General features: G+C 43.5%; 9 protein-coding genes. 7 read left to right on the top strand and 2 right to left on the bottom strand.

The features are described from left to right. Window positions 1-9 precede the first annotated feature (9 nt). On the top strand, window positions 10-1,272 hold the full coding sequence (locus BLX24_RS20675; protein ID WP_071505109.1) for an SUMF1/EgtB/PvdO family nonheme iron enzyme: 1,263 nt from the start codon (window positions 10-12) through the stop codon (window positions 1,270-1,272). 48 nt (window positions 1,273-1,320) lie between these two features. On the opposite strand, the gene BLX24_RS20670 is transcribed toward BLX24_RS20675, so the two are convergent. Beyond that, window positions 1,321-2,019 (bottom strand): ComF family protein, encoded by a 699-nt coding sequence (locus tag BLX24_RS20670; protein WP_071505108.1) that lies wholly within the window; start codon window positions 2,017-2,019, stop codon window positions 1,321-1,323. Window positions 2,020-2,068: 49 nt separating this feature from the next. Here BLX24_RS20670 and BLX24_RS20665 point away from each other — a divergent pair, with 49 nt between their 5' ends. The 5 genes from BLX24_RS20665 to BLX24_RS20645 all read left to right on the top strand — a co-directional run bounded on the left by BLX24_RS20665 (window position 2,069) and on the right by BLX24_RS20645 (window position 11,183). After that, the gene (locus BLX24_RS20665; RefSeq protein WP_071505107.1) at window positions 2,069-2,434 is read left to right on the top strand and encodes a hypothetical protein; all 366 of its coding nucleotides are present in this window, start codon (window positions 2,069-2,071) and stop codon (window positions 2,432-2,434) included. Window positions 2,435-2,474: 40 nt separating this feature from the next. Further along, window positions 2,475-5,876: a DUF4175 family protein gene (locus BLX24_RS20660; RefSeq protein ID WP_071505106.1), complete on the top strand. Its 3,402-nt coding sequence runs from the start codon at window positions 2,475-2,477 to the stop codon at window positions 5,874-5,876. 147 nt (window positions 5,877-6,023) lie between these two features. Then, on the top strand, window positions 6,024-7,892 hold the full coding sequence (mnmG, locus tag BLX24_RS20655; protein WP_071505185.1) for a tRNA uridine-5-carboxymethylaminomethyl(34) synthesis enzyme MnmG: 1,869 nt from the start codon (window positions 6,024-6,026) through the stop codon (window positions 7,890-7,892). 80 nt (window positions 7,893-7,972) lie between these two features. Then, window positions 7,973-8,860, top strand: coding sequence for a class I SAM-dependent methyltransferase (locus tag BLX24_RS20650; protein WP_071505105.1), 888 nt, complete (start codon window positions 7,973-7,975; stop codon window positions 8,858-8,860). A 484-nt stretch (window positions 8,861-9,344) separates the two neighbouring features. Beyond that, window positions 9,345-11,183, top strand: a complete 1,839-nt coding sequence (locus tag BLX24_RS20645; RefSeq protein WP_229201857.1) for a tetratricopeptide repeat protein — start codon at window positions 9,345-9,347, stop codon at window positions 11,181-11,183. A 40-nt stretch (window positions 11,184-11,223) separates the two neighbouring features. Here the strand turns inward: BLX24_RS20645 and thrC are convergent, their stop codons facing one another. Then, window positions 11,224-12,531: a threonine synthase gene (thrC, locus tag BLX24_RS20640; RefSeq protein ID WP_071505104.1), complete on the bottom strand. Its 1,308-nt coding sequence runs from the start codon at window positions 12,529-12,531 to the stop codon at window positions 11,224-11,226. A 143-nt stretch (window positions 12,532-12,674) separates the two neighbouring features. Between thrC and pruA the strand changes: the two genes are divergently transcribed. Beyond that, window positions 12,675-14,306 carry an L-glutamate gamma-semialdehyde dehydrogenase gene (gene pruA, locus BLX24_RS20635; RefSeq protein ID WP_071505103.1) on the top strand — a complete coding sequence of 544 codons (1,632 nt, stop codon included), beginning with the start codon at window positions 12,675-12,677 and terminating at the stop codon, window positions 14,304-14,306. Window positions 14,307-14,525: the final 219 nt, after the last annotated feature.

Here is a 14,525-nt window from a genome sequence, read left to right as displayed (position 1 = left end):
GATACAGCGATGATTAAAACGTATCACTTGCAACGAGCGGCTTATGTCCTGCTGGCTACCTTGGCACTAGCAGCTTGTAGTAAACAAAAACACCCGACCAGCGTGAAGCCAGGGAAGAAGAGTACGGCTACGGGTATAGCATACAACCAGAAAGAAGGTTTTCAGGTAAAATCCTTCAAAGCACCGAATGGTGGTCCGAACCTGGTTTTCATCGAGGGTGGCCGTTTTACAATGGGTGCTTTGGAAGAGGACGTCATGAACACGCGTGATAACCGCGAGCGTACAGTCAGCGTACAGTCATTCTACATGGACGAGACAGAAATGGCAAACGTTCACTACTTAGAATATCTGGATGCACTTAAGCGTGATTCCTCGGAGGAAGTAGTTCGTGCAGCCCTGCCGGATACAACTGTCTGGGCTAATCCGCTCTCGTTTAACGACTCTTATGTTACCCAATATCTGCGTTATCCTGCTTTCCGTTATTATCCTGTTGTTGGTGTTTCATGGGTTCAGGCCAATGACTATGCTGCATGGCGGACAAATGCTGTTAATGCAGAGTTAGCTAAAGGTGGTACCAGCACAAAGAAAAAAGGAGGAGGATTCTCGCTGAAGCGTAAATCGAAGAAAGATGATGCCGCCGCGGCAGCTGTTGCTGAAGCGTCAACATCATCAGCTCGTCCGGGTATTGAAAGTGGTTTAGTATTACCAGAATATCGTTTGCCAACAGAAGCCGAGTGGGAATATGCAGCGAAAGCCATGATAGGTACGCAGTATGTTGACGAAAATCAGGCAAACCAGCGTATCTATCCGTGGGATGGTTCATCTGTCCGTAATCCTAAAAAAGGGCGTAAGCAAGGCCAGATGCTTGCTAACTTCAAGCGTGGCCGCGGTGACTACGCTGGTATTGCAGGCCGCTCTAACGATAAAGCTATCATTACAGCTGAGATATGGGAGTATCCGGCCAATGATTTTGGTCTTTATAATATGGCTGGTAACGTAAATGAGTGGGTATATGACGTTTATCGTCCGCTGTCTTATCAGGACGTAAGCGATTTGAACCCGATCCGCCGGAACGGTTATTTAGATGATGCTAAAAACTATAATGCCAAAGAATCACTGGTAAATGATAAGCTTCGTGTTTACAAAGGCGGATCATGGAATGACGTAGCTTACTGGCTTTCACCAGGTACACGCCGTTTCCTCGATCAGGATTCTGCAACCGCCGCAATTGGCTTCCGTTGTGCCATGATCGGTCTGGGGCGTAATAAATAACTGATTAATAAAATAAAAAGCGGCCGTTCTGAATAAGAGCGGCCGCTTTTATTTTGTCACAGCTAAGGTAATGACAGCAACCGAAGAACATCCTGCCTCTAACAAGGTATGCGCACACGCTTCCAGGGTTGCCCCCGTGGTCAGTACATCATCGACCAGAATAACCCGTTGCCCCGAAAGTCTGTTATTGGCGGCTACCGAAAAAACAGACCGTACGTTCTCCCACCGCTCTACCTTACTCTTTTTTGTCTGAGATCCCTGAAACGCATGCCGTTTCAGCAAATCCGTAGAAAAAGGTATATGCAAGGCCTCTGATAAGCCCTCTGCAATCCAGTCTGCCTGATTATATCCCCGTTGTTTTAAACGGCTCGTATGCAGCGGAACTCCTATTAATAAATCACTTTCCCGAATCAGATCCGATTCACTTTTCAGGACCTTTCCGTACCAGTAACCTAACTGCCGGGCAGCTTCTTTTTTTCCCCGGTACTTAATCTGGTGGATCAGTTTTTGCGCAATACCTCCTTTAGTGAAATGTAAATAAGATACTGAAAAATCGACCGGCACTTTGCCCGTAAACTTTGTTATAACAGAAGGAACAACATGCAGGTTTGTTTCAGGTAAATGCAAGCGGCATGATGTACAAAGCAACGCTTCGCTTGTTTCCAGCGTCTTTAGACAAGCAAGACATGAACGTGGCAGTAGCAGGTCAACAAAATCAATTAGTGCCTGGCGTAGTAATCGAATCATACAAAATATTCGTTATTAATTAACTTATATGTTGTAACTTAGAGAGTCTATGGATACATCAGAAGAACTGACGGCTAAAGCATTAGACGCAAATTGGGAGAATTTGATAGGGCAGCTGGAAAAATTTATCGGCAAGCGTCCGGCAGATCTTAACAGTGTCTTATTTTTAATAGGCATGCAGGAGCTTGGCCGTGGTCCTAAGCGCTTTACCAAAGAGCAAAAGCAAGATCTCCTTCACATAGCAACGTGCAGTGTACTCAGCCTTCGGGGCTATTACCGGTTTGATGGATTTGATCTGGACGGATGGCCGCAGTACTCATTGCAAAAGCCTGTTCCCCGACATGATCTATCAGAACAGGAAGTTTTTTTAAAGGAGCATGTGATTTTATACTTCGAACATCATCAGCTAATCTAAACAGCATTTATCGATACACCTTTGACAACCGTTTTTCTATATGGAATCATACAATATTCTGCTGCAACGGCTCGAAGAATATAAAAAACGCTTTTACTTAAATCAGTTGGTAAAAGGGAGTCTATTCTTCTTTGCCATTTTAGGCACCTTATACCTGTTGATTAATACTGCCGAATTTGTCGGACGGTTTAGTTCAGCGGGCCGTGGTATCTTATTCTTTTCTTTTGTACTGACGAGTTTAGCCAGCCTTTTTATTTTTATCATTAAGCCCTTACTAAGCTTATATGGCCTTCGTAAATCGCTTACGGATGATGAAGCAGCAGCACAGATTGGCCGTTTCTTTCCTGAAGTGGGCGATAAGCTACTGAATACGCTTCAGCTTCGCAGGATCAGTCTTTCCGAGAGTGACCTTCTACAGGCTAGTTTGCAGCAACGTTCTCAACAACTGCTGATTAACCGGTTTGCTAATGCGATTCAAATTGATAAAAACCGGCAGTTTTTGAAGTATGCGGTTCCGCCACTTGCGCTGATTCTGTTTATTTTTCTGGTGAACCCGGCATTCTTTTCAAAACCATCGGCACGGATTGTTAACTACAATAAAGAATTTGCTGAGGAAGCGCCGTTTAAGTTTGTCATTCAGAATAAATCGCTGAAAGCATTTCGTAATGAAGATTTCCCGCTTACGGTTAAGTTAACCGGTGATGCACTGCCACAATCTGTTTATCTGGTTGCCAACGGGACACGGTTTAAACTAGACCAATCAAACGGGCTTTATCAATATACATTTGATAATGTGCAGCGTGATCTTGACTTTCATCTGGAAGCGTCAGGGTTTAATTCCGATCAGTACACACTATCGCTGATTGACCGCCCGTCGGTATTGAACTTTGACGTTAAGCTTACTTATCCTGCCTATCTTAATAAACCTGCGGAGCAGTTATCAAATGTAGGCAACCTGCTGGTTCCTCAGGGAACGGTAATTGACTGGAATTTTACCGCCGATCATACAGATTCGTTAGGCTTACGATTTAACACAGAATCCGCGATTGCCTGGAGTAAATCTGCAGAAACCAATGAGTTTGCGATTTCCCGACGCGTAATGCAAAATGCGGTATACACAGTTTCCCTGAAGAATAAAGAGGTGGCAACTCCCTCCAACATTCAGTATAATATTCAGGTAATACCGGACCGGATTCCAACCATATCCGTTGAGCGGATACAGGATACAGTGACTTATAATTACATTGCTCTATCCGGGTTAATTTCAGATGACTATGGGTTTACGAAGCTAAAGCTCAATTACCGTATTCAGAAGGGTGGAAAATTTTCGCCGATGTTTTCAAAGGATATTCCTGTTAACAAGAATACAACGTCGCAGAACTATTCCTATAACTGGTATCTCGATAGTCTGCAGTTGGGGCAGGAAGATCGTATTGAATACTTTGTTCAGGTTTGGGATAACGACGGCGTTAACGGCCCTAAATCAGCACGTTCTAATCCGTTAAACTTTGCCATTCCATCGAACCGCGAAGTTCAGAAGCAGATTGATGAATCTGCTAAGAAGACAGAACAGCAGATTGATGAGGCGCTGAGCAAAACGCAGAATATCAAGAAAGAGCTGAATCAGATGGAAGATCGTTTACGGACAAAGAAGACATCCGATTTTCAGGACAAGAAACAGTTGAATGAAGTTCTTCAAAAACGGGAAGAACTTTTGAAAGAAATTCAGCAACTACAGGAGCAATTTCAGAAAACGAACGATACACAGCAACGCTTTAACCAGAAAGACCAGCAGCTGCAGGAAAAAATGCAGCAACTGCAAAAGCTTTTTAACGAGCTGCTGGACCCTGAGTCGAAAAAATTATATGATGAGCTAAAGCAGCTTCTGGAACGTAAGCAAGATGATAAAGCATCTGAGATGCTGGATCGCCTGAGTCGTAAGGAGCGGAATATGGAGCGTGATTTAGAGCGTGCGCTTAAGTTATTCAAACAAATGCAGTTGGAACAGAAAATTTCAAACACGCTGGAAGAGCTGGAAAAACAGGCACAACAACAGGAGAAAGAAGCTCAGGAAAATAACAAGGACGGAAAGCAGGATAAGCAAGACGGAAAGCAGGATAAGCAAGACGGAAAGCAGGATAAGCAAGACGGAAAGCAGGATAAGCAGGACGGAAAACAAGATAAGCAGGACGGAAACGATCTGGAGCAGCAAAAGAAAGATCAGGAGAAGGCCATGGAAGACTTTAAGAAGCTTCAGGAGCAGCTTAAAGAAATTCAGAAACAGGCCGAGAAAGATAATCTTAAAATGCCGGATCAGCAGCAGGATGAACAGCAGGACATTGAGCAGCAAATGCAGGATGCAAAGCAACAACTGAATCAGAAAAAGAGTAAGAATGCATCGTCATCGCAAAGCAAAACAGCTAAGGCAATGCGAAAAATGAAGCAGCAGATGCAGGAAGCGATGGAGTCAGCTGAAATGGAAGAAGCTCAGGAAAATATTGATGATCTGCGTAACATTCTGGAAAACCTCATCACACTCTCGTTCTCTCAAGAACGAATCATGAAGGATTTTAAGGGTATGACCTTGCAGGATCCACGTGTTATTAAGTTATCACAGGAGCAACTCAAATTACAGGATGACGCCAAAGTAATCGAAGATAGTTTGAATTCGCTTGCCAGTCGTGTTGTGCAAATCCAGTCCTTCGTGACCCGTGAGGTAAATAATATGAAAGGCTATATGGATGAAAGTGTGCTACAGATTCGTGAACGTCGGCTGAATCAGGCCGCCTCCAAGCAACAGTATGCAATGACATCCATGAACAATTTATCCTTGATGCTGAGTGATGCATTGAAAAATATGCAGCAGCAGATGAATGCCATGGCTATGCCTGGTGCCAGCGGAAAAGGCAAAAAAGGCCAGAAACCTGATGGCAACATGGGAGAGATGCAGAAACAACTGAACGGTAAAATGCAGAAAATGCAGCAGGGCGGGCAGTCTGGCAGAGCTTTATCAGAAGAGCTTTCGCGTTTAGCTGCGGAACAAGCCATGATCCGGAATATGCTTAAACAACTTCAGGAGAAGAGCAAAGGTACTGAGGCTGGCAAGCAGATGGAAAAGCAGGTTAATGAGCTAATGGAAAAAATGGACGAGACAGAAACCGATCTTGTGAATAAACGCGTCAATCAGAATACGATTAATCGCCAGAACGAAATCATGGTTCGTTTACTTGAATCTGAAAAGGCACTGAAGCAGCAGGAAGAAGACCCTAAGCGTCAGGCAGAGACCGCAAAATCAGCTAAACGAAGCACACCTCCGTTTTTTGACTCGCTAACGAATAAACAACAGGTAAAACAGGTCGAGGTTTTACGGTCTGTTACCCCTAATTATAATTCTTTTTATAAGAAAGAAGCTAATCAGTATTTACAAAAAGTATCTAAGTAATTGATCATTAGCTTTTTTCATGAGGTGTCACCTAAGCAGTGGCACCTTTTTTTTATGGCTATTGTTCCAGAATAGTTCTTTTAATTTCTATGAATTCACCAACTTTGTAAAAGTTTCCACGTGAAACATTTTACAAAAACCGCAAAAATGTTCGCTTCATACGATATCATAGTAGTAGGTGCAGGGCACGCAGGATGTGAGGCAGCGCATGCAGCAGGGGTAATGGGTTCAAAAGTTTTGCTCATTACTATGAATATGCAAACGATAGCCCAGATGTCATGTAATCCTGCAATGGGGGGAGTAGCTAAAGGGCAAATTGTTCGGGAGGTTGATGCGCTGGGTGGTATGTCTGGCATCATCAGTGATAAAAGCATGATACAGTTCAGAATGCTGAACCGGTCGAAGGGACCTGCTATGTGGAGCCCGCGTTGCCAAAGTGACCGGATGCTGTTTGCCAATGAATGGCGGATGACGCTGGAACAAAATAAAAACGTTGATTTCTGGCAGGATACCGTAAATGAAATCCTTGTTGAGAACGATCAGGTAACGGGCGTTAAAACAAGTATGGGCATTACGTTCCACGCTAAAGCAGTTGTATTAACAAACGGAACGTTCCTCAACGGACGGATTTTCATTGGTGAAAAAATCTTTGGCGGAGGCCGGACGGCAGAAAAAGCAGCCACAGGTTTGACAGAGCAATTGATTAGTCTTGGTTTTGAATCAGGCCGGATGAAAACAGGAACACCTCCACGGGTCGATGGCCGGAGCCTTAACTATGCCGCTATGGAAGAGCAAAAAGGCGATGAAGATCCGGACAAGTTTTCGTATATGGATACACCGGCGTTAACCAAGCAGCGTAGTTGCTGGATTACATATACCGATCAGCATGTTCACGATATACTTAAAACCGGATTTGAAAAATCTCCGATGTTTACAGGCCGGATAAAAGGCCTTGGTCCCAGATATTGTCCGTCCATTGAAGATAAAATCAATCGTTTTGCAGATAAAGACCGGCACCAGATTTTCGTTGAACCAGAAGGTTGGGATACTGTCGAAGTCTATGTAAATGGTTTTTCAACCTCTTTACCGGAAGACGTCCAATACGAAGCGCTGCGTAAAATCGCCGGTTTTGAACAGGTGAAAATGTTCAGGCCCGGTTACGCTGTGGAATATGATTTCTTTCCACCGACGCAGTTAAGCAATACGCTTGAAACTAAACTAGTCCATAATCTTTTCTTTGCAGGTCAGATAAACGGAACAACCGGGTACGAAGAAGCTGCTTGTCAGGGACTGATTGCCGGTATAAATGCACATCAGAATGTAGTGGAAAAAGATCCGTTCACCATTTCACGGTCTGAAGGATATATTGGTGTACTGATTGATGACCTGATTACCAAAGGCACAGAAGAGCCATATCGCATGTTTACGTCGAGAGCCGAATACAGAACGCTTTTACGACAGGATAATGCAGATTTGCGGCTTACAGAAAAAGGTTATTCAATCGGGCTGGCAAGTGAAGAACGTTATCAGAAACTACAAGCCAAACGAGCCCTGGTCGCTAGTCTGATCGATGATGTTAAAGCGACTAAAGTCAAACCTGATGAAATTAATTCATGGCTGACCGAAAAAAGCAGTGCCGCTATACGCGAAAAAAGCCCGTTATATACGCTGATTAAACGGCCGGAGATCGGCTTTGATGACGTTGCTGAGTTGTTGAAATGGTTACCGGAAAACCAATATTATACAGAAATCCCCCAAAAAGCCGTTGAACAGGTAGCTATTGAAATTAAGTATGAAGACTACCTGAATCGCGAAAGGCTGAATGCCGAAAAGATCACCCGCTGGGAAGGTCTGGAAATAAATCCGGCATTTGACTACGATCGTATACACGCGCTTTCGTTTGAAGGACGTGATAAACTAAAACGGTTGCGGCCGGCTACCATCGGTCAGGCAATGCGGATAAGTGGTGTAAGCCCGTCTGATATTTCAATTCTTCTGGTTTACCTGGGCCGATAGTATAAAAAAGAATATTCCCCTGATGACAGCATTATACCTGTTATCAGGGGATTTTTGTAACATATTGATTTAACTTTTTTATGAGTACAGAAACTTTAACCGCCTGTCCGGTTTGCGGATCAAGCCAACTCAGCCATTTTCTCACTTGCAAAGATTATCTGGTTAGCCAGTCTGATTTTACCATTCAGGAATGTACGGAATGCAGCTTTCGATTCACTAATCCCAGACCAGATCAGCATTCAATAGGACAGTTTTACAAATCTGAACAATATGTTTCGCACAATGACGAGAGTAAGGGATTTATCAACTTTCTATACCGGACAGTTCGTCAGTACACGCTGAAAGGAAAAGTGAATCTGATCAATGACTTAAATAAAGGAACGGGAAGTATTCTGGACATTGGGTGCGGTACAGGTAGTTTTTTAGAAGCATGTAGTAAACGTGGATGGGTCATTCAGGGAATGGAACCCGACTCTGATGCCCGGAAAATCGCATCGGAGAGATTAAACAGTAGGATAGGGGAGAGCTTGCAGGAATTTGATCCGGATAAAAAGTATGATGTTATCACGTTGTGGCATGTTCTCGAACATGTCGCAGAACTTGATCAGGTAGCTTATAAGCTTAAGCAATTATTGAAGCCCGAAGGCACATTACTTATTGCGGTTCCGAACAATGTATCTGCTGACGCAATACATTACAAGCAGTATTGGGCGGCTTATGATGTACCGAGACACCTGCATCATTTTACACCCGCTACTATTAAACGACTAATGGCAACGCACTCCCTTACGTTAAAAGACCAGCAGCCCATGTACTTCGATTCGTTTTACATTGCCATGCTCAGCACTAAGTATCGGGATGGGCGAACGAATCTGGTAGAAAGTTTTATACAAGGCCTGAAATCTAACCTGTCTGCCCGCAACTCCGGAAATTATTCCAGCGTGATTTACATCTTTCGCCATCAATAGTATTAAGCCGGTTTAACTAGTTTTCTGTATGGTAATCCACAGGGGTACGAGCGTTTTCAGTCGTCTGGATAAAAGGTCAATGTAAAATTAAAAAAGTGAAAGTTTTTTGTGGACAAGGCTGTGAATAACTCCATAAACCCTGTGGATAACTATCAGCTCACCAGCCGACAGAATGTGAATAACTGTATAGATATTCACTTTCAGACTTATCCACATTCAGGTTTCAGGAAAAACTACATGTCATAAACATAGAAGACACACGTTATACGCATAGTCGTCCTGTGGATGTTTTGACTTGGTGGATTTGTGCATAAACATTTCACCTAAATGTGGACAACATGTTAATTCACTTTAAAACAAGCGATTACACGTGGATAGGTAATGTGCAAAAAGGGGATAACTATGTTGATTACTATTTGTTAAATGTGTATAATGTGTGCATAGTCTGGTAATACACATTTCCACACAGCTAAATCTTATAATAATGTTCTTTAAAAAAGATATTTATAAAATGAAAAATAGGGTTGTTAATAATTTGTTAGGGTTGTTGATGCTTGTGAGTGGTGTCGCAGCAGGGCAGTCTGTGTCAGATGAGCTGGCGAATGAGTATTACAAAAAGGAGGAGTATACAAAAGCTGCTGCTGAATACGCAAAGGTCTTGAAAGAGAAAACCAGCTGGCCTGTGGGGTTTCGTTATGTGAATAGTTTGTTGAAAACTAAACGGGAAGATGAAGCCTTGAAGTTTTTGAAAAAGCAAACGCGTTCAGACGACGTGAACGCGCCAATCTTTGAAGTGTTAACCGGGATGGTATACAACCAACAGGGAGACACAACAGAAACGCAAAAACATTTTCAGGCAGGTCTGGATCTGGCCAAAAAATCGCAGGCGAAGCTCGAGCAGGTTACTATCGCGTTTAACGACATCGGAGAAAGCCGGTGGGCTATCAAGGCACTCGAAATGGCGCGGATACAAAGTGGGACACCGAATGCCTACAGTGAAGAGCTAGCCAGGCTCTACAAGGGAACCGGCCAGACAGAAAAGTGGATTAATGAATTAATATCCCTGAACCGGCAAATTGATAAAAAAGAGGTTGTTCTAGCAGGCTTGCAGGGACTTATCAACACCAAAGAAGAAGAGTTGTTGGAAAAAGTACTTTACAGCCGAATCCAACAAGAGCCGATGGAATTAGGGCATAGCGAACTCTTAACCTGGTATTTTGTACAGAAACAGAAGTTCAGCCGTGCGCTATTGCAGGAAAAGGCGACTGATAAACGATTGAAGCTAAGTGGAAGCCGTGTATATGACCTGGGAGTAATTGCGCTCAATAACAAAGAATACAAAACGGCTGCAGATGCGTTTGACTATGTAGCCACAACTTATCCACAAGGACAGTTATATGCCTTTGCACGGCGGATGGTCATAAACGCCCGTGAAGAGCAAGTGAAGAACACATACCCTGTTGATAAATCAGAAATCAGGAAATTAATAACCGACTACCAGAAAATGCTTCAGGAAGTAGGGACAAGCGCCAAAACGCTTGAAGCATTACGCAGTACGGCAAACTTATATGCCAATTACCTGGATGAAAAAGATACGGCATTAACCGTGCTGGATCTGGCAATCAACTTAAGCAAAGGCGATAAAAACTTTATTGATCGCTGTAAAATCGACAAGGGAGATGTTTATCTGTTAAAAGCAGAACCTTGGGAGGCTACGCTGCTATATGCACAAGTAGAGAAATCACAGAAAGAAGAACCGCTGGGCCATGAAGCAAAGCTAAAAAATGCTAAACTGCATTACTACAGCGGAAACTTTGCGGTAGCCAAAGACATTCTGGATATCCTCAAGCTGGCAACATCCAGAGAGATTGCTAATGACGCCGAATCGCTGAGTCTGCTGATTCTGGATAATACAGGCCTTGACAGTAATGAAACAGCTTTGCGGGAATATGCTGCTATAGAATTAATGCTCTTTCAGAACAAAACAGATGAGGCTGTGGATAACCTGACAGAAATGTTGAAAAAGTATCAGAACCACATGCTGGCCGATGAAATTCTTTGGTTACGGGCAAATACATACCTCAAGCAAGGCAAAACAGATGAGGGGCTGGAAGATCTGAAACAATTGCTAAACCAGTATGCACAGGATATTCTGGGAGATGATGCATTATTTCTGGAAGCAAAAATTATAGAAGAGCGTAAGAAAGACAAAGCGGCAGCAATGGCATTATATCAAAAGCTTCTGACTGATTATCCGGCCAGTATTCACGGAGCCGAAGCCAGAAAGCGCTTCAGGGCATTGCGAGGAGATGTGTTAAACTAAAAATAAAAGAGGGCCGGATTAAATCTCCGGCCCTCTTTTGTCAGATAGTGGCAAGTAATGCTTCTTTGAAACTTCCGTAATCCGGATCAATCAGATACGATTGTTTTTTACGCGTTGCCAAAACTGCGAGCCGCTCAGGAACGTCAACGTCAATATTCAGCACCTGCTCAACAAGTGGTTTGAATTTAGACGGATGGGCCGTGGCCAAAGCAATATGATAAACATCCTGAGTAGATCTGATTTTATCTTGCTGAGCCCCCATAATGCCGATAGCAGTGTGTGGACAAGCGACATAGCCATACTGACTGTAAATTTGCTGCATTCCGGCTTCAGTGGATGGATCGTCAAAGTAATATCCCTTAACATGTTCTGCAACCGTATCAAACTGATCACCATAAAGGTGCGTAAGGCGCACAAAATTGCTGGGGCTGCCAACATCCATGGCATTTGAAATCGTTGCTACTGACTCTTTAGGGGCATAAGTGCCGGTGTGTAAATAGTCAGGAACGACATGATTTAAGTTCGTAGAAGCAATAAAATGGTGAACAGGTAAGCCCATTTTACTTGCCAGGATACCAGCACTTAAGTTTCCGAAATTGCCACTTGGCGTTGAGAACACAATTGGTTTACCAACCCGTTTCGACTGGCCATATGCACTCACGTAATAAAAGCTTTGTGGGATCAACCGGAAAATGTTAATTGAATTAGCCGATGAAAGCGCTATGCGGTTCGTTAACGAAGTATCCAGAAATGCTTGCTTAACAAGAGCCTGACAATCATCAAATGACCCCTTTACCTCAAAAGCCTGCACATTTCCGCCAAGGGTGGTTAACTGCTTTTCCTGTAAATCGCTTACACGTCCGGTAGGATACAGGATTGATACCCTGACCCCGGGAACGTTATGGAACCCCATGGCAACGGCTCCGCCGGTATCACCGGATGTAGCAACGAGTATATGGACCTCCTGATCTGACTTGCCGGAAAAATAAGACATCAGACTGGCCATAAAACGGGCACCTACATCTTTGAAGGCAAGCGAAGGTCCGTGAAACAGCTCAAGAACGCCCAGCGCGCCATCTTCAAGAGCCACGACCGGCGTTTCAAACGGAAAAGCCTGATGAGTAATTTGCTGAAGGTCAGCATCAGCTATTTCACCTGCAAAAAGTGCCTTGCAAATTTCGTAGCCAACATCAGCAAGTGAACCACCTGCAATCTTATCAAAGAATGAAATATCCTGATAAGGAATCGACACAGGCATATAGAGGCCTTTATCCACAGGCATACTGTGGAAAAGTGCTTGTTTTGTGGAAACCCTTGAAGAGTTATTATTCGTACTGTAAAACTGCATGATGATTAACGAAAACGTCGGCAAGTTACAGGAAATCACCCAAAAGGCCCTCTTATAAAAGTAATTAGCCCAAAACGGTGTGCTGATAGTGTGATGAAAAAGTAGGAGGATATACTAAATTTGAAAAAAAAAGCACTTCGATTATGTCTTACGGAATCAGTAAAGTTCCAACTCCAGCAAACGAGCCTGTAAAAGAATATCGCCCCGGCTCTCCGGAACGTGAAGCACTCAAGGAGGCGATCAAAGAATTACGTTCTAAAGAGGTTGATATTCCGATGTACATTGGCAGTGAGCAGGTGTTTACCGGAAATAAAATTCGTTTATCTCCGCCACACGATCATCAGCATACACTGGGTTATTTTCATGAAGGAGAGGCTGCTCACGTCCATCAGGCAATTAAGGCTGCTTTGAGTGCACGGGATAGCTGGGCAAATTTGTCATGGGAAAGCCGGGCAGCCATCTTTTTAAAAGCAGCCGATCTGATTGCCGGTCCATACCGGGCTAAGATTAATGCGGCAACCATGCTGGGTCAATCAAAAAATGCGTATCAGGCTGAGATAGACTCTGCATGTGAATTAATAGATTTCCTGCGGTTCAATGTGAGTTATATGACGCAGATTTATCAGGAACAGCCAAACTCTGCCCCTGGTATCTGGAACCGCCTTGAATACCGTCCGCTGGAAGGATTTGTATTTGCATTGACACCATTCAATTTCACAGCAATTGCCGGAAACCTGCCTACATCAGCGGCGTTAATGGGGAATGTTGCCGTATGGAAGCCAGCCTATACGCAGGTATACTCGGCACAGGTGATTATGGAAGTATTGCAGAAAGCTGGTTTGCCTGATGGAGTGATTAACCTCATTTATGTAGATGGGCCGGTTGCAGGCGATATTATTTTCAGTCATCCTGAGTTTGCCGGTATTCACTTTACAGGCAGCACAAAGGTATTCCAGCAGATTTGGTCGACGATTGGGGCCAACATACATAAATACAAATCATACCCGCGTATCGTAGGTGAAACCGGTGGGAAAGACTTTGTTTTAGTGCATCAATCTGCAAATGTGGACGAAGTAGTCACAGGCTTGCTACGTGGTGCATTCGAATACCAGGGGCAGAAATGTTCGGCTGCCTCAAGAGCGTATTTACCAGAATCATTATGGCCAGAAATTGAAGCGAAACTTAAAGAACAGGTGGCAGGGCTAAAAATGGGCGGTACTGAAGATTTTTCAAATTTTATCAATGCTGTCATAGATGAACGCTCCTTTAGAAAAATAGCCGGCTATATTGATGAGGCAAAGCAAAATCCGGCAGTAACGGTGATAACAGGTGGTCACTATGATAGCAGCGTTGGCTATTTTATTGAGCCAACAATCTTAAAAGTTGAGGATCCATCTTACCGTACAATGTGTGAAGAGATCTTTGGTCCGGTACTTTCGATATACGTGTATAATGATGAGGCTTTTGATGATGTGATAAACATTATCAACACAACCTCCCCATATGCATTAACAGGCTCTATCTTTTCAAAAGATCGGTATGTGGTTGAAAAGGTCACAAAAGCACTGGAAAATGCAGCCGGTAACTTTTATATCAACGATAAACCAACAGGGGCGGTAGTAGGCCAGCAGCCATTTGGTGGGGCGAGAGCATCAGGAACAAACGACAAAGCAGGCTCTCTGCTAAATTTATTTCGCTGGATTTCAGCAAGAACAATAAAGGAAACCTTCTCACCACCAATAGCTTACGGATATCCATTTTTGCAACAGGAATAAAATTTTAATTTTTTTTGACAAAGGTATTGACAAACGCAAAAAATGCCCCTACCTTTGCAGTCCCAATCAACAACAACGGGCTAACAAACGGTTAGCCGCCATCCTGAAAAGGAACCAGTTCTTTGACGTATTGATATCAGTTATAAAGCACTAAATCTTGGCTATAAGATTGTAATCTTCGGATTACGCAAATTATTTACGATGGAGAGTTTGATCCTG

The organism is Arsenicibacter rosenii, from assembly GCF_001870735.1.
GTDB lineage: Bacteria > Bacteroidota > Bacteroidia > Cytophagales > Spirosomataceae > Arsenicibacter > Arsenicibacter rosenii.
The sequence above is the reverse complement of the archived record's forward strand: the minus strand, read 5'-3'. Positions and strand labels throughout refer to the sequence as shown.